This is a genomic window from Achromobacter agilis (genome assembly GCF_900496965.1).
In the GTDB taxonomy this organism is placed as follows: Bacteria; Pseudomonadota; Gammaproteobacteria; order Burkholderiales; family Burkholderiaceae_B; genus Achromobacter; species Achromobacter agilis.
The window spans coordinates 62,825-78,864 of record NZ_UFQB01000001.1; the positions used below are offsets into that span (position 1 = coordinate 62,825).

17 protein-coding genes are annotated in these 16,040 nt (G+C 66.4%); 8 read left to right on the forward strand and 9 right to left on the reverse strand.

Annotated features, from left to right (window positions below):
- The first annotated feature begins 17 nt into the window (after positions 1 to 17).
- From AGI3411_RS00300 to AGI3411_RS00330, 7 genes are all read left to right on the forward strand, one after another.
- A complete protein-coding gene (locus AGI3411_RS00300) occupies positions 18 to 878 on the forward strand; it encodes a branched-chain amino acid ABC transporter permease (protein WP_129525462.1) in 861 nt (286 codons plus the stop codon).
- Positions 878 to 1,852: a branched-chain amino acid ABC transporter permease gene (locus tag AGI3411_RS00305; protein ID WP_129525463.1), complete on the forward strand. Its 975-nt coding sequence runs from the start codon at positions 878 to 880 to the stop codon at positions 1,850 to 1,852. The genes AGI3411_RS00300 and AGI3411_RS00305 overlap by 1 nt, the downstream gene beginning before the upstream one ends.
- Positions 1,845 to 2,585 carry an ABC transporter ATP-binding protein gene (locus tag AGI3411_RS00310; RefSeq protein WP_129525464.1) on the forward strand — a complete coding sequence of 247 codons (741 nt, stop codon included), beginning with the start codon at positions 1,845 to 1,847 and terminating at the stop codon, positions 2,583 to 2,585. Before AGI3411_RS00305 ends, AGI3411_RS00310 begins: the two co-directional genes overlap by 8 nt.
- Positions 2,582 to 3,295 carry an ABC transporter ATP-binding protein gene (locus AGI3411_RS00315; protein ID WP_129525465.1) on the forward strand — a complete coding sequence of 238 codons (714 nt, stop codon included), beginning with the start codon at positions 2,582 to 2,584 and terminating at the stop codon, positions 3,293 to 3,295. The genes AGI3411_RS00310 and AGI3411_RS00315 overlap by 4 nt, the downstream gene beginning before the upstream one ends.
- A 117-nt stretch (positions 3,296 to 3,412) precedes the next feature.
- Positions 3,413 to 4,156: a GntR family transcriptional regulator gene (locus tag AGI3411_RS00320; protein WP_129525466.1), complete on the forward strand. Its 744-nt coding sequence runs from the start codon at positions 3,413 to 3,415 to the stop codon at positions 4,154 to 4,156.
- Positions 4,095 to 5,333 carry an alpha/beta fold hydrolase gene (locus tag AGI3411_RS00325; protein ID WP_244240215.1) on the forward strand — a complete coding sequence of 413 codons (1,239 nt, stop codon included), beginning with the start codon at positions 4,095 to 4,097 and terminating at the stop codon, positions 5,331 to 5,333. The genes AGI3411_RS00320 and AGI3411_RS00325 overlap by 62 nt, the downstream gene beginning before the upstream one ends.
- Positions 5,330 to 6,130 (forward strand): N-acyl homoserine lactonase family protein, encoded by an 801-nt coding sequence (locus tag AGI3411_RS00330; protein WP_129525467.1) that lies wholly within the window; start codon positions 5,330 to 5,332, stop codon positions 6,128 to 6,130. The genes AGI3411_RS00325 and AGI3411_RS00330 overlap by 4 nt, the downstream gene beginning before the upstream one ends.
- Before the next feature lie 84 nt (positions 6,131 to 6,214).
- On the opposite strand, the gene AGI3411_RS00335 is transcribed toward AGI3411_RS00330, so the two are convergent.
- Positions 6,215 to 6,862 carry a TonB-dependent receptor gene (locus tag AGI3411_RS00335; RefSeq protein WP_244240216.1) on the reverse strand — a complete coding sequence of 216 codons (648 nt, stop codon included), beginning with the start codon at positions 6,860 to 6,862 and terminating at the stop codon, positions 6,215 to 6,217.
- Between the two features lie 333 nt (positions 6,863 to 7,195).
- Positions 7,196 to 7,642: a hypothetical protein gene (locus tag AGI3411_RS00340; RefSeq protein ID WP_129525468.1), complete on the reverse strand. Its 447-nt coding sequence runs from the start codon at positions 7,640 to 7,642 to the stop codon at positions 7,196 to 7,198.
- A 162-nt stretch (positions 7,643 to 7,804) separates the two neighbouring features.
- Between AGI3411_RS00340 and AGI3411_RS00345 the strand changes: the two genes are divergently transcribed.
- On the forward strand, positions 7,805 to 8,194 hold the full coding sequence (locus AGI3411_RS00345) for a SecDF P1 head subdomain-containing protein (RefSeq protein WP_129525469.1): 390 nt from the start codon (positions 7,805 to 7,807) through the stop codon (positions 8,192 to 8,194).
- Positions 8,195 to 8,215: 21 nt separating this feature from the next.
- On the opposite strand, the gene AGI3411_RS00350 is transcribed toward AGI3411_RS00345, so the two are convergent.
- The 7 genes from AGI3411_RS00350 to AGI3411_RS00380 form a co-directional block, all read right to left on the reverse strand.
- Positions 8,216 to 10,078 carry a sensor histidine kinase gene (locus AGI3411_RS00350; protein WP_244240217.1) on the reverse strand — a complete coding sequence of 621 codons (1,863 nt, stop codon included), beginning with the start codon at positions 10,076 to 10,078 and terminating at the stop codon, positions 8,216 to 8,218.
- Positions 10,075 to 10,758: a LuxR C-terminal-related transcriptional regulator gene (locus tag AGI3411_RS00355; protein WP_129525471.1), complete on the reverse strand. Its 684-nt coding sequence runs from the start codon at positions 10,756 to 10,758 to the stop codon at positions 10,075 to 10,077. The genes AGI3411_RS00350 and AGI3411_RS00355 overlap by 4 nt, the downstream gene beginning before the upstream one ends.
- Positions 10,759 to 10,980: 222 nt before the next feature.
- Positions 10,981 to 11,763, reverse strand: a complete 783-nt coding sequence (locus tag AGI3411_RS00360) for an enoyl-CoA hydratase/isomerase family protein (RefSeq protein ID WP_129525472.1) — start codon at positions 11,761 to 11,763, stop codon at positions 10,981 to 10,983.
- Between the two features lie 18 nt (positions 11,764 to 11,781).
- A complete protein-coding gene (locus tag AGI3411_RS00365) occupies positions 11,782 to 13,014 on the reverse strand; it encodes a CaiB/BaiF CoA transferase family protein (RefSeq protein WP_129525473.1) in 1,233 nt (410 codons plus the stop codon).
- A gap of 21 nt (positions 13,015 to 13,035) precedes the next feature.
- Positions 13,036 to 13,989 (reverse strand): Bug family tripartite tricarboxylate transporter substrate binding protein, encoded by a 954-nt coding sequence (locus tag AGI3411_RS00370; RefSeq protein WP_129525474.1) that lies wholly within the window; start codon positions 13,987 to 13,989, stop codon positions 13,036 to 13,038.
- 46 nt (positions 13,990 to 14,035) lie between these two features.
- Complete coding sequence (locus AGI3411_RS00375) at positions 14,036 to 14,983, reverse strand: LysR family transcriptional regulator (RefSeq protein WP_129525475.1); 948 nt, start codon at positions 14,981 to 14,983, stop codon at positions 14,036 to 14,038.
- Positions 14,984 to 14,986: 3 nt separating this feature from the next.
- Positions 14,987 to 15,940: a Bug family tripartite tricarboxylate transporter substrate binding protein gene (locus tag AGI3411_RS00380; RefSeq protein ID WP_129525476.1), complete on the reverse strand. Its 954-nt coding sequence runs from the start codon at positions 15,938 to 15,940 to the stop codon at positions 14,987 to 14,989.
- Positions 15,941 to 16,040 lie beyond the last annotated feature (100 nt).

Consider the following 16,040-nt stretch of genomic DNA (forward strand, 5'->3'; position numbering starts at 1 on the left):
GCGCACGAGGAGCGATCATGCAATTTTTGCAGGCTCTGGTGGACGGCATCCTGCTGGGCGGCGTTTACGCGGTCATATCGATCGGCCTCACGCTGGTCTTCGGCGTGGTGTCCATCGTCAACTTCGCCCAGGCCGAATTCCTGATGGTGGGCATGTTCGTGGCGTATTTCGCCTGGAAACTCCTGGGGCTCGATCCGCTGCTGGGGTCGCTGCTCTCGTTCGCCGTCGCCTTCGTGCTGGGCGTGCTGACGCAGAAATACCTGATCAACCGGGTGCTGAAGGCGCCGGCGGTTGCCCAGATCTTCCTGACGGTGGGCCTGCTCATCGTCATGGAAAACCTGGCGCTGATCCTGTTCGGGTCGGAGTTCCGTTCGGTGCAGACGCCCTACCAGATGACGGCGCTGGCGATCGGCCCCCTCCTGCTCAGCGCGCCCTATCTGCTGGCTTTCGCGGTGGCGTCGGTCGCGGGCCTGGTCTTGTGGTGGGTGCTGAAGAAAACCTGGTGGGGTATGGCGGTGCGGGCCACCGCCCAGGACCCCATGGCCGCCCGGCTGTCCGGCATTTCGACGCACCGGGTGCACCAGTTGGCGTTCGGGCTGGGCGTGGGCATGACTGCCCTGGGCGGAGGAATCATCCTGCCCTACCTCACCGCCTCGACCACGGTCGGCGCCCAGTTCAGCGTACTGATGTTCACCGCCGTGGTGCTGGGCGGCCTGGGCAGCGTGATCGGGGCGGTGGTGGGCGGCGTGGCGGTCGGCGTCATCCAGTCGCTGTCGTCATTGGTGCTGCCCATGCAGCTGCAGAATCTGGTGCTCTTCGCGATCTTCATCCTGGTCCTGGCCGTGCGCCCGGAAGGGCTTCTGAAAAAGGCGGGCTGATGACACTGAACCGACAACTCCTGCCATGGGCGCTGCTCCTGGCCGCCGCGCTCGCCGCGCCCTGGCTGATGGAAGACCAGGGCTACGGCATCCGCGTCCTGACCCTCGTGCTGCTGTTCGCCGCCATGGGCCAGTCCTGGAACATCGTAGGCGGGCTGGCGAACCAGATTTCGCTGGGGCACGCGGCCTTCTTCGGCCTAGGCGCCTACACCTCCACGCTGCTGCTCATGCGCTACGGCATTTCCCCGTGGCTGGGCATCGTCGCCGCCATGGCGGTCGCCGCGCTGGCCGGGGCGCTGCTCAGCCTGCCGACCATGCGGCTGCGCGGCCACTATTTCGCGCTGGCCACGCTGGCCTTCGGCGAAGTGCTGCGCGCCATCGCCAATACCTGGGCATCGGTCACCGGCGGTCCGGTGGGCGTGTCGATCCCGTTCTCGGAAGGGCTGTCCCAGATGCAGTTCAAGTCCAGCATTCCCTACTACTACCTGATGCTGGGCGCCGCGCTGATTACGTCCATCGTGTTCGCGCTCATCAGCCGTTCGCGCCTGGGCTACCGCCTGCGCGCGGTGAAGGCCAACCCGCAGGCGGCGGAGGTCATCGGCGTGAACACGGCCCGGACCCGGATCCTGGCGGCGGTCATCTCCGCCGCCCTGATGGGGGCCTGCGGCACGCTTTACGCGCAATTTATCTACTTCTTCGATCCCGACACGGTGTTCTCGCTGGTCGGCATTTCGGTCCGCGTCGCGCTCATCTGCATTATCGGCGGCGTGGGCACCGTGGCGGGACCGCTGATCGGCGCCCTGGTGATTATCCCGCTGGAGGAAGTCTTCAACGACTGGCTGTCCGGCCACACCGCGGGCGTATCGCAGCTGGCCTTCGGCCTGATCCTCATCGCCATCATCCTGATCGAGCCACGGGGCCTGTCGGCGCTATGGGCCCGGCTGCGCAACCTGGCCGGGAGGCAGCATGCCTGACATTCTCAGGGTCGCGCACATCCAGCGCCGTTTCGGCGGCCTGAAAGCGGTGGACGACGTGTCGTTCAACGTCGCGAAGGGAGACATCCTGGGCCTGATCGGCCCCAACGGGGCCGGCAAGACCACGCTGTTCAACCTGCTCGTCGGCCTGTATCGGGGCAATGGCGGACGCATCGAACTGGATGGCCACGACATCAGCGGCCTGCGTCCCCACCAGATCGCGGCGCGGGGCATGACCAAGACGTTCCAGAACGTGGCCCTGTTCCCCGAAATGACGGTACTGGACAACGTGCTGGTCGGCGGGCTGCTGCGCCACGACGTGGACCGCGCCCGCCAGGTCGCGCGCGACAACCTCGACCGCGTCGGCCTGTCCGCCATTGCGCGCAAGCCGGCGGGCGAACTGTCGTTTCCCGAACAGGCGCGGGTGGAGCTCGCCCGCGCCCTGTGCACGGATCCCAAGGTGTTCCTGCTGGACGAGGTCATGGCGGCGCTGAACGAATCCGAGATGGACGCGATGCTGGACCTGATCCGCACGCTGCGCGACGAGTCCGGCATCACCTTCATCGTCGTGGAGCACCACATGCGCGCCATCATGCGGCTCTGCAACCGGATCCTGGTGCTGTCCTTCGGCCAGAAGATCGCCGAAGGCAGCCCCGCCGAGATCGCGTCCAACCCAACGGTGATCGAGGTCTATCTGGGCAAATCGCTGGAGCAGATGGAGGTGCCGGCATGAGCCTGCTGCAAATCGATGGCCTGACCGCCTCGTACGACCGCAGCCCGGTCCTGCACGACGTGTCGCTGGCCGTGCCGGAAGGCGGCTTCATCGCCGTCGTGGGCGCCAATACGGCGGGCAAGAGCACCTTGCTGCGCTGCATCTCCGGACTGCTGGACAAAACCAGCGGCAGCGTGAGGTTCGACGGACAGGAAATCCTGCGCCTCCCGCCCCACCGCATTCCGGAACTCGGCATCGCCCACGTCCCCGAAGGCCGCCACGTCTTCCCCGAAATGACCGTCGAGGAAAACCTCTATCTGGGCGGCTACGTGCGGCGCCGGGACTCGGCGGCGGTCAAGCGCGATTGCGACGGAATCTATGCCCTGTTCCCCCGCCTGCAGGAACGCCGCCGGCAACTGGCGGGCACGCTATCCGGCGGCGAGCAGCAAATGGTGGCCTTCGGCCGCGCGCTGATGCTCAAGCCCCGCCTGCTGCTGCTTGACGAGCCCAGCCACGGCCTCGCGCCCAAGATCGTCGAAGAAATGCACCAGGCCATGGTGGACATCCACCGCAGCGGCCTGACGATCCTGCTCGTAGAGCAAAACACGCGCCTGGCGCTGTCGGTGGCAGAGCACGCCTACGTGCTGCAATCCGGCGCCATGGTGCTTTCCGGTCCCAGCAACGCCTTGCTGGAAGACAGCCGGGTGCGCGCGGCCTATCTGGGACTGTAACCATGGGCGGCCGACGGGATATATTGCGTCTTTACGTCGACACGGCGGTTCGCGGCGGCATGGCCAGGGGCCTGTGCCACCGTCTGTGCCCGCCGCGAGGATAAACGAGAGACTGCTATGGCCACCCCTACAGGCGCGATATTCGAAAAGCCCGCCACCCTGCGCACCCGCGTAGAGGAATTCCTGCGCGCGTCCATCATGGACGGGCGAATCAAGGGCGGCGAACGCCTGCGCGAACTCGAACTGTGCGAACAGCTGGGCATCAGCCGCAGCACCCTGCGCGAAGCGCTACGCACCCTGGAAGCCGAACGGCTGATTTCCATCGAACCGCACCGCGGCCCCACGGTGGTGCGCATCACCGAGAAAGCGGCGCGCGACCTTTATGCCCTGCGCGCCCTGCTCGAAGGCTACGCCGCGCACGAATTCGCCCGGCTGGCCGGCGACGCGGACATCGAACGCCTGCGCAAGGCGGTGGACGCGCTGCACCGCCAGGCCAAGGGCAGCAACAAATCGGCCCTGCTGGCGGCCAAGCGCGATTTCTACGACGTGCTGCTGAGCGGCTGCGACAACGACCTGGTCAAGGACATGCTGCCGGGGCTGCTGTCCCGCATCAACCTGCTGCGGGCCACGTCGTTCGCGCGCTCCGACCGCCTTCCGGAAAGCCTGGCCGAAATCGATCACCTGTTCGAACGCATCCGCGCCCGGGACCCGCAAGGCGCGCAGGAAGCGGCCCGAAGCCATATCGTGAACGCCGAGCGCACCGCGCTCGAAGTGCTCCGGCGCCAACAAGAGGAGACCCATGCAAGTGAAGGCGATCGTCCAAGAACTGAGGGCCGGGGTAGCGCTGGCCCAGCAGGATAAGGAATTCCAGTCCGCCGCCAGGGGCCTGCCCTGCGCCATCTGGCTGCAGGCAGGCGACGACCCCGGCGACAAGCTAAGCGCCTGGGCTGGCCAGCCCGCCGCCCCCTCGCAGTGCATCGTGGTCAGCGCCCCGCCGGACACCTGGCAGAAAATGCTCAGCGCCGAACCGCCCCCGGGCTACCACTCCTTCACCGCCGCGCGCCGGCACGCGCCAAACTTGCGTGTCAAAGGCAACGCGCTGGCCATCGCCCAGGCCCTGCATCCCCTGGAACGGCTGTTCGAGATCCTGCGCGGGCAGGTGGATGCCGCCCCCGCCCTGCTGGACCGCAGCACGATTACCGGGCACTACGCCGCCCTCGACATCGACGGAACGCCCGCCTCCCTCCACTATGAAACCAGCGGCCTGAAATCGGGCCCGCCGCTATTGATGCTGCATACGGCGGGCGCGGACTCCCGCCAGTATCACCCGCTGATGGCCGACCCCGATCTGCAGCGGCAATGGCGCATGATCGCGTTCGACATGCCCGGGCACGGCCGCAGCATGCCCTTGCCGGGGCAGGCCTGGACCGAGGCCGGGCTTACGCTCGACGCCTATCTGCAGGCCTGCCTGTCGGTGATCCGCCAAGTGGCCGGCGCGCCCGCCGTGCTGCTGGGCTGTTCGATGGGCGCGGCGATGGCCCTGGTCACGGCCGCGCGCAGCCCGGCCGACGTGGCCGGCGTGATCGCGCTGGAGGCGCCCTGGAAAGCCAGCGGACGGCGCACGCCCATGCTTTGCCATCCGCAGGTGAACCAGGCGGCGCACAATCCCGCCTACGTGCGCGGGCTGATGGCCCCCGCGTCCTCGCTCGATGCGCGGCGCGACGCGGCCTGGATCTATTCGCAAGGCGGCTTCAATGTGTATGCCAATGATCTCTGGTTCTACAGCGAAGACTTCGACGCCGCCCGGCACGTCGCCGGGCTGGACACGAGCGCGTTCGGCGTCTCGTTATTGACGGGCGCCTATGACTACTCGGCCAGCCCGGAAGACTCGCGCCGGGTCGCGGCGCTGATACCCGGCGCGCGCTTCGGCGTCATGCCCGAGCTCGGCCACTTCCCCATGATCGAAAACCCGCAGCGGCTGCTGGCATACCTGCGGCCGGAACTGGACCACATCCGCGCATCGAGAGGAATCGCATGACACTGCCCAACTACGAAGTCTATGCCCTGCGCTATGCGACCGTCGCGCGCAAGCGGGCCCAGAACTTCATTACGCCCCCGGATCCGCACGACGGCCCCATGCCGATGGATTATTTCGTCTGGGTCATCCGCGACGGCAGCCGCGTCTACCTCGTCGACACCGGCTTCAACGCGGCGGCGGCCCAGGCTCGCGGCCGCGAGTTCCTGCGCTGCCCGATCGAGTCGTTGGAAAAGCTGGGCATTTCGCCCGCCGACGTCCAGGACGTCATCGTGACGCACCTGCACTATGACCATGCCGGCAATATCCGGAAGCTGCCGAACGCCCGCCTGCACCTGCAGGAAAGCGAACTGCACTACGCCTGCGGCTGCAATATGCGCTTCGACATGCTGCGCCACGCGTATGCGGTAGAGGACGTGGTCGACGTGGTGCGCGGCGTCTACGACAAGCGCGTGGCCTTCTATCATGGCCACGACGAAATCGCGCCCGGCCTGGAGCTGCTGCATATCGGCGGCCACACGCAGGGCCTGCAATCGGTGCGCGTGCATACCGCGCGCGGCTGGATGGTGCTGGCGTCCGACGCCAGCCACTACTACGACAACATGGGCTTGCAGGCGCCGTTTCCCATTGTGCACAACGTAGCCGACATGCTGGCGGGTTACGACACGCTGCTGAAATTCGCGGAATCCCCCGAGCACATCGTCCCCGGGCACGATCCGCTGGTCAGGACCCGCTATCCGGGCCTGGACGGCACGGACACGGAAATCGTGGCGCTGCACCTGGGCGGCAAGCAGCCCTGAGCCGCCCCGCCGGCGCGGGACGGACACCGCCCGTCAGTCGTACCGGAACGTGGCCGTCAGCATCGCCGAACGACCCGGCGCCACTTAGCTGAACAGCCCCACGTGCGACGCCTCATAGATTGTTTCGTCGGTCAGGTTGTTCAGGTTCAACTGCAGGCCGAAGTTCCTGTTGAACTGATAGGACGCCATGGCGTCGTAGCGCCAGTAGGACGGCAGCTGGTAGACGTTCGCGTCATCCACGTAGCGCTTGCCGGTATAGGTGGCGCCGGCCCCGACGGTCAGCTCGGGCATGAGCTTATAGGTGCTCCACAGGCTGGCGCTCTGGCGGGCGATGAACTTCATCTGGTTGCCGCTGAAGTCGGTGCCGCCGCTCTGATAGCTGGTCACCTTGGGGTCCATGTAGCTGTAGCCTGCCCACACTTGCCACTTCGGCGTGATGGCGCCCGCGGCGCCCAACTCGATGCCGCGCACGCGGTTGCTGCCCGACAGCGTCACGTCGCCGGTGATGGGATCGGCGCTGCGGGCGTCGGTCTTGCGCGTTTCGAACACCGCCGCCGTCAGCGACAGGCGCTCGTCGAAGACGTCCCACTTGGTGCCCACTTCGATGCTGCGGCTCTTTTCCGGCGCGAGTCCGGCCGTGCCCGCGGTCAGGCGCCCGCCCGCCGCGCCGTCCGCGCCGCCCGATTGGGCCGCGGTTTCTCCGGACGGATTCGACGAGGTGCCGTAGGACACGTAGATGCTGCCGTCGATCTATCTGCTTTGCTCATTGGACTCTTTCGGAAACCGCCCCGCGGCGGTGGCTATCTGCGCGGCCTTGTATTTATAAGAAAGAAAATGATATTAATTGCTATTATCGTATTCAACGATCAGTCGGAATTTATTCAGAATTTTGTCAATTTTGTCGGATTCCGAGGCCAACCCCACAGATTTGGAGGCCAAATAACAACACTTCGTCTCGGAATCCGCATCCAATCTGCGTTCTTCCACTGGCTTTGGCCATTAAAAAGCCCCTGCCGGCTGGCGACGGATCGCCAGCCGGCAGGGGCTGCGCGGCAGCGGCCAGGGCTACAAGGCGTAGCGGTATTCGCAGTTCAGGGTAGCCTTGAGCGGGGCCGTGCTCTGGATGCCGGACACGGAACCCGGGCGCGGCGCGGCCAACTTGGCCTGGAACTTACCGGCCATCTCGTCATTCCCGCGCTTCGTCACGGCCACGCTGGATGGCAGGGCGTAGAGCGTCAGCGGCAGGCCGTCCGCAGCCACCACCAAGGTAAACACCGACTGCGGAAAGTCCGTCACCGCAAAACTGGCGTTTGTGTCCGAATCGAAGCCCAGGCTGCCGTCCGCATAGCGCAGTTCCACTTTCAGCTCGTCCGACGACGGCGACGGGATCACGCCCTTCAGGGCGACTTTGCCGCTGTCGGATAGGCAATCCAGGTCCGCGGGCGCCGATCCCGCATGCGCAACGCCCGCCCACAGCAGGCAAGAAAGCAGCCAGGTCCCGCGTACAGCCATGGAACGCTCCTTGGTAAGGCCCGATCGCGGGCCGGTGCGCAATAGTAGACCGTCTCCGCGGCGAAGGCCGCCGCAGGTCTCGGCAAGACATCGGCTAGGATGGAGGCGCCGTCCGCGTCCGCGTTGCGGCCCGCCGCAGACCATTTGCCAGAAGGAGCTTCCATGCCATCCATCCGTCATTTCCTCCGCGCTTCCGTCCTGGCAACGCTTCTGCCTTGCGCCGCGCAGGCCGAGATGATCGTCCTGCATGTAGAACGCGCAACGGCAGGCGCCGACCCGGGCTCCTCGGCCAGGATGGTGGAGGTCGAGCTGAAGCCGGAGAGCAGCAAGGCTCTGGCCGATTTCACCAGCGAACGCGTGGGCAAGCGCATCCAGTTGCGCTCGGACGGCGTGCTGCTGTCCTCGGCCACGCTGATGAGTCCGCTGGAAGGCGGCAGCTTCCGCATCACCGCGGGCCAGCATGGCTTCGAGGGCAAGTCCGCCGAAGAGATCGCGCTGCGCATCATGACGGCCGGCGGGCTGACGGTAGACGACGAGAACACCACGAAGTAGCGGCGCCGCGCGCGCTCCACCTCAGCCCTGGGGCGGACGCAGCTCCAGCGCGGCGGTCAGCACGGTCTGGCCGGGCCGGGACGCCACGTCCAGCTTGCCCCCCACCCGCGCGATGCGGGTATGCATGCTGCGCATGCCCACGCTGATTCCCGCCCGCAGCACCGCCCCCACGTCGAAACCGGCGCCGTCGTCCTCGATGCGCAGTTCCAGGCTGCCGGGCTCGGACTGGCGCAACTCCAGTTCCACGTTCCTGGCGCGGCTGTGCTTGAGCACGTTCACCAGCGATTCCTCCACCAGCCGGGTAAGCGCCATGCATTGCAGGGCGCTGGGCGGCGTCCGCCATCTATCGGGAAACCGCCAGGTAGCGCCGATGTCCAGTTCGTCGAACAGCTGCATGAACCGGTGCCGCAACGGCGCGATCCACTCTCGCGGCGTGGCCGGCACCTTGACGCCCGCGCTGGAACCGCTGTCGATCGTCTGACGCAGATCATCGCGAAGGAGCTTGAGCATGGACAGGAACTGCTGGCTCTGCACCGGCGCGCTGGCCTGCTCCACCATAGCCATCATGCGCACCAGCGAACCGCCCAGCCCGTCGTGCAGATCGTGGGCAATCTGCAGCCGGTCCTGCAGGCGGGCGTTGGCCAGCGCCAATGTGTGCTCGCGTTCCAGAGTCGTGGCCAGTTCGGTGCGGGCCTGTTCGATGCCGTCGGCCAGTTCCTGGTTGAAGCGTTCGATGCGCCGCACGCTGCGGGCGTGGCGCAGGCCAAGCACCGCGGACATGCACAGCGTGACCACGACGCTGGTAAACGGCGTATAGGAGTTTTCTCCGTCGATGAGCTTCAGCATGCGCAGCAGGTCATGGGCGCTGGCGGCGAAGAACACCAGCAGGCACACCGCCAGCATGCCGTGCTCCGGCCGGCGGGTGCGCCAGGCATGGAACGGGAACTGCAGGCAGTTGACGAAAAAGATGGCGGACACGATCAGCACCGCCGCCAGTTGCACCTCGGGCAGATACGCCCTTGGCGCGAAGGCCACCATGGCCAGCAGGGCCGCCGAGAGCGTCCACAGCGCCTTCTCGGTGCGAGGCAGCGATTGTTCGCCGAAACGCCACGTGAAAATGCAGAAGCAGGCCACGTACAGCACCAGGACCATGATGTTGGCCTGGGCCGCGGTCACGCTGTCGGAAAAAGGCCAGGGGCTGGTGACCAGCACATTGGCGATGAACAACACCCAGAACAGGGCCATGAGGGCATACCAGCCATAGGTGCGCTGCTCGCGGCGCATCAGCCAGATGCAGAAGCACAGCCCGCCCATGACGGCCGACACGATCAGATTGAGCGTGAAAAGGGTGCGATTCCTCCACCACAGGTCCTCGTAGCGCTGCTGGACCGCCTCCCGTCCTCCGAGATGGACCGGCCCCAGGCCGGGAGTCTGCCCCGCGACGCCGACCACCCGCACCCACAGCGTGTTGACGCCGTCGCGCATCAGGGATTCCGGGATGAGCCAGTAGCGCGGCATGTTCCAGCTGCGCGACAACGGTTCGGTCAGCTGCGCGTCGCGCCAGATCCGCTCATCATTGATGTATACCTCGCCCGCCATGACCACCGATTCGAGCGCCAGCGCCACCTGGCCGGCCCTCGCATCCGGGCAAAGCCGCCGCCAATCGATCCGGTACCAGGCCGTGCCGCCGTAGTCGGGCCAGCGGGCGCTCCAGTCGTCAGGCAGCGTGGCGGGCTGCCACTGCCCCGGCGTCGGCCGGTTGCCGTCGGCGTCGCCCTTGGCCACCTGGATGGAGATCACCTCCGCCGTGCACGCCGGCTCGGCCTGCTGCGCCCATGCCGGCGCCACCCACAGCGCCAGCCAGAGAATCGCCAGCCACCTCAATCCAGCAAGCCTCGCGTACGCGCGGCGTGGATCGCCCGGGTGCGCGAGGAAACGGCGAGCTTGCGGTAGATGTGCTTGACGTGGCATTCGACGGTGTAGCGCGACAGGTGCAGTTCCTCGGCGATTTCGCGGTTTCCCAGCCCCTCGGATACTAGGCGAAGAATCTGGCTTTCGCGAGGGCTGAGGGTTTCGCCGGTGGCGCCGTCGGCCGGTTCCGCCTGCCTGGGCCGCAGTTCCTCGATGATGCGCCGGGCGACGAAGGGGTCGATGGGCGCCCCGCCCCGCAGCACGCTGCGGATGGATAGCGAGACCTCCAGGTCATCGCGTTCCTTGAGCACATAGCCGGTGGCGCCCGCCCGCAGCGCGGCGAGGATCGCGTCCTCGGTGCTCCAGGCCGAAATGACGAGGATCGCCAGGCCCGGATCGGCGGCATGCATTTCCGCGATCAGATCCGTGCCGTTGCCATCGGGCAAGCCCAGGTCGACCAGAGCCAAGGCGACCGGCTGGCTGGCCAGACAGGCGCGCGCCTGGGCCAGCGTCGACGCGAACACCAGCGCCTCGGGCGCGTATCCGAGTTGCAGCAGCAGCCCTTCCAGCCGGCGGCAGATCAGGGGTTCGTCTTCCACCAGCAGCACTGGCGCAGGCAGGGTCGACTCGGAAGCAAGCATGTTGGCGGTCATAGGAAAAGAGCGAGCGGCATTGCCCAGACTGAACTGTGGATCAATCCGAGCAAGCCGGGTATCCCTGGAAGTTGGTATTTTCACAGGAATATAGGGTAAGACCGGCGAAAACCCACACTAAAGTTTGGAAAATCCGGGGATTTCTCATTCCATGGCGGAATATGCGCTACGCCGTCTTCCCTCGGACGTCCTGCCGGGCCGTCCGCTCCTTCGCCTTGCCGCCTAGCTGCCCTTGAACACCGGGGCGCGCTTTTCCAGGAAGGCCTGGCGCGCTTCCTTCGCATCGTCGCTCGTGGCGACCTGCGCCGTCATGTCCTGCTCGTAGCGGTAGCCATCCCGCAAACTCATGTTCTCGATCGCATTGGCGGTCTGGATCATCAACTGCACGGAGGTCGGACTCTTGGCAGCGATCTGGCGCGCGATCAGGCCGACCTCTTCGAGCAGCCGGTCCCCCGGCACGCAGGCCTCCACCACGCCCAGGCGGTAGAGTTCCTCGGCCGGCACCCGCATGCCGGTCAGCATCATGCGGCGCAGGCGCGAGTGCCCGAACAGGCGCTGCGCATGCTTGACGCCGCCCAGTAGGCCGACGTCCACCTCCGGCAGCCCCAGGCAGGCCCCTTCGGCGGCCACCAGGATGTCGCAGGAAGCGGCAATGCCCAGGCCCGCGCCCAGCGCGGGGCCGTTCAGGGCGCCGATGACGGGTTTCGGGCATTCGCGGATGGCGTGGAACAGTTCGCGGGTGCGGCGCGAGTGCTGGGGCAGCCCCGCCGGAAGGCTCAGCATCTCGGCGCGGCCTTTCAGATCGGCGCCGGCGCAGAATATCCGCCCCTGGCCGGTCAGGATGACACAACGCACTTCCGGGTCCTCCCCGAACATGTCCATGGCCAGTGTCAGGTCCTGCAGCAACTGGGTGTGGACGGCGTTGACGGGGGGATGGTCGAGCCAGGCGGTGGCGACGTGGTCCTGGAGCTCGACGCGCAGGCTTTCAAAACAGTAGCGGGACATGATGTTCCTCGATGGTAGTCAGATGGCTTGCTCGCTGCGCAGCTCGGCGATGTCCGCGGGCGTCAGCCCCAGCTCGCCCAGGACCACGTCCGTATGCTGGCCCAGGGTGGGCGGACCGTCCTGCAGGCGCAGCGCCGTATTGCGGAAACGGAACGGACTGCGCACCTGCGGCATGTCCATGCCGTCCGGATGGGGGACGGAAAAGCGCATGCCCCGGTGCACGACCTGCGGATCCTCGAAGGCGTCGCCGATGGTGTTGATCGGCGCGGACGGCACGCCCTCGCGCTCTAGCGCCGCCAGCAATGGCGCCTTGTCGTGCTGGATCAGCTGCGCGTCCAGCCAGGGATCCAGGATCTGCAGGTTGACGACACGGGCGGCGTTGGTGCGGAAGCGTTCGTCGCCCGCCATGTCCGGATGGCCGAGGACACGGCAGAGCTTCGCGAACTGTGCATCCGAGCCGATCGCCATGATGATGTGCCCGTCCCGGCATTCGTACACGCGCTGCGGCTGGATGTTGGGATGGCGGTTGCCGCGGCGCGGCGGCACCTTGCCGGTCAGCAGGTAGTTCATGGCCTGGTTGGCCAGCAGCGTCACGCCGACGTCGAGCATGGCCATGTCGACGTGCTCGCCCTCCCCGCTCACTTCACGGCGGGCGAGCGCGGCCAGAATCGCATTGCTGGCATACAGGCCCGTAATGAGATCCACCATGGGCACGCCGATCTTCATCGGGCCGCCACCCGGGCGGTCGTCCGATTCGCCGGTGATGCTCATCAGTCCGCTCATGGCCTGGATCATGAAGTCGTAGGCCGGCTGGTGGGCGCGCGGGCCGGTCTGGCCGAATCCGGTAATAGAGCAATAGACCAGCCGCGGGTTCTCCGCTCGGAGCTGTTCGTAGCCCAGGCCCAGCCGGTCCAGGGTGCCGACCTTGAAGTTCTCCAGCACGACGTCGGCCTCCCGCGCCATCCTGCGGATCAGCGCCTGCCCGCGCGGCGACTTCAGGTTGACCGTGACGGACCGTTTGCCGCGGTTGCAGATCAGGTAATAGCCGGACTCGCTCGACCGGGAGCCATCGTCGCGCTCAAGGAACGGCGGCCCCCAGGCGCGCGTATCGTCGCCGATGCCGGGCTGCTCGATCTTGGTAACGGACGCCCCCAGGTCAGCCAGGGTCTGGCTGGCCCAGGGGCCGGCCAGGACCCGGCTCAGGTCGAGAACGCGGATATGGGAAAGCGGATAGGACTGCTGCGATGCCATGATGCTGACGACTCCAGGAAACTACTTCTCTGCAATACCGGCTTTGTTGATGACCTCGCGCCAGCGCGCCTGCTCCTTGCGCAGCAGCTCCGCCATTTCCTCGGGCGTATTGGAGATCGCCAGGATCCCCTGCTCGAGCATCTTTTCCTTGACGCAGGGTTCGGCGATGGTAGCGCGCAGCGCCTCGGCAAGCTGCCGCACGATGGCGTCCGGAGTCGCCTTGGGAACCGAGATGTAATTGACCGGCGAAGCGTCGTAGCCGGGAAGCGTCTTGGACAGGGACGGCACACCGGGCAGGATCGGCACTTCATCAGGCGTTGTCACGCCCAGCGGAATGAGCCGATTGTCCTTGATGAATGCGGTATAGATGCCGACGGTATCGATCGCCAGGTCGCCATTGCCGCCGACCAGGTCCTTGACCGCCTCCCCGGTCCCTTTGTAGGGCACATGCTGTAGGCGGATGCCGGCCAGGATCTGCAGCAGCTCGCCGTTCAAGTGACTACTGGCCCCAATGCCCGCGCTGACGTAATTGAGTTCGCCGGGCCGCCTCTTGGCCAGCGCGATGAGTTCTTCCAGGTTCTTCACGCCAAGCTGCGTATTGACCACCAGCACGCTAGGCGCGAGCGACACCTGCGAAACCGGACGCAGCTCATCGGGGTCATAGGGCATGTTCTTGACCAGGTAGGGCAGCGTCATCTGCTGGCCGGGCGTGGTGTAGAGCAGCGTGTAGCCATCTGGGTCAGCACGTGCCACTGCCGCCGCGCCGATGAGTCCACCGGCGCCCGCCTTATTCTCAACGACGACCTGTTGCTTGAGCTTCTTGGACAGGGTTTCGGCAACCACGCGCGCGGTCAGGTCCGCACCGCCGCCGGGCGCGAAGGGCACGACCATCCGGATGGGCTTATCGGGATAGGCCGCCTGGGCCGAGCAGGCAACCAGCGCAAGCACGCTGGCGCGTTTGAAGAAACGAATCATTTTTTGTCTCCTTGTGCCCCGCCTGTCGAGACGGATGCGTTTGTTGTCACGTTGCCTCGGGCGGCAACGCGTCGAGTTGCGCGAGCGACTCGCTGACGATTTCCCGCAGCAGCGCGGTCACCACTTTCACCGCCTGCGTGGGACGATCGGTCAGCATGAGCGACACGATGCGCACGACGGACGGCTCCACGATTTCGGCCGCCTGCAGCTCGCCCCGCTCGACCTCCGCAGCCACGAAGTGCCACGGCAGCAAGGTGTAGCCGGAGCGCTTGACCACCATCTGCTTCTGGATGAAGCCCGAATCGGCCTCCACCGTCACGCGGATGTCGACCCCATTCCTGCGGCCCATTTCATCGAGCATCATGCGCACCGACGACGGCTTACGAGACAGCACCAGCGGTAGGCCATCCAGCTTGGCGAACGGCACCTGGCGCGCGGCGGTAATGCGGTCGCCGGGCGGGCCGATCAGGTAGGAAGGCAGCCGCAGCAGCACGTCTTCGTCGCTGCCCAGCGCATCGTGGCTGCGGTAAGGCAGCCCGATGTCGATCTCGCGGCGCTGGAGCCAGCTTTCGATCTGTCCGGCCGCGCTCTCGACGATCTGCACGTGGATTGCCGGGTACTCGCGCTGCAGCCGCAGCAGCAAGGGCACGATCAGGGCATTGCTCAGCGAAGGCAGCGTGCCGATGCGGACGGTTCCCGACACGCGGCCGTGGGCGGCCGCGATGACGTCGTTGAGGTCGCAGGCGCTGGCCAGGACCTGTTCGACCATGGGCTGCACCTGTTTGCCGAGTTCAGTCAGGCCGACGCCGCGGCCATTGCGCGTGAACAGATAGCCGCCGCACTGCTTTTCCAGCATCGACAGGTAGCGGCTGATGGCAGGCTGGCTCACGCCTAGGTCGATGGCCACCTTGGTGATGCTTCCGCTGCGCGCCACCAGCGAGAAAATTCTTAGGGCGCGCAGGTCCCAGTCCGGGGCTTCGGTCGGTTTCGCCATGATCTACTGGGCGGAGAGTTTTTCGGCGGCGATGATGGCGCTCCAGCGCGTCACCTCGCTATCGAAGAAGCGTTGGAAGTCCGCCTGGTCGCGGTAGACCGCAATGGCCCCCATTTCCCGCGCCCGCTGCTGCACGATCGGCTCGCCGACCACCATTCGCAGCCGCGCCTGCAGCGCCTGCACGCGCTCCTGCGGTGTGCCGGACGGCACGAAGATGCCCCACCAGCTCGACGCATACACATCGCGCACGCCAAGCTCGTCCAGGGTAGGAAGATCGGGCGCCTGCTCCAGGCGTTCGGGCGCCGCCACCGCCAGCGCGCGGATGCGGCCGGCCTTGACGTGCGTCATCGCCTGCAGCGTGTCGAAATAAGCGTCGACCTGTCCGCCAAGCAGGTCATTGATGGCCGCCGAGGTGCCGCGATAGCTGACGTGGGTCACCTGCAGGCCGAGCTCGCGCGCAAAGAGCGCCGCGGCCAGGTTGGGGCTGGACCCGACCCCGGAATTCGCGAAGGACAGGCCGCGCGGGGACTTGCGCGCATCGTCGATCAGTTGACGCACGTTCGTCGCGAGATCGGCCCGCACATAGAGGATGAGCGGACTGACGGCGACCTGGGCCACCGGCGTAATGTCGCGCGGGTCGTAGGGCAAGGCCTTGATCATCGCGGGATTGGTGGCGGTGCCGACGCTGCCCAGCAACACGGTGCGGCCGTCGGCCGGGCTCTTGGCGACATAGGACGTGCCGATGGCCGCGCCGCCGCCGGGACGGTTATCTACAAGGATGGGCGCTGCCTGCGTTGCCGCCAGGCGTTCGGCAAGCACGCGCCCATACAGGTCGGTGACGCCGCCCACGGCATAAGGCACGACGATCCGCTCCACCGTGGCGCCTGCCGCCACGGACGCCGTCGCCACGCTTGCTGTGGCCAGGCACAGCGCCAGCCGGGCAATTACTGCACGCATTTTTGTCTCCTCGCCGTTCAGGCTTGTCTGGATCGATACGGAATTCTAGGAAGGATCGCGGCCTCCCATCACACGGCTTTTGTAATAGCTGCTCTCAACG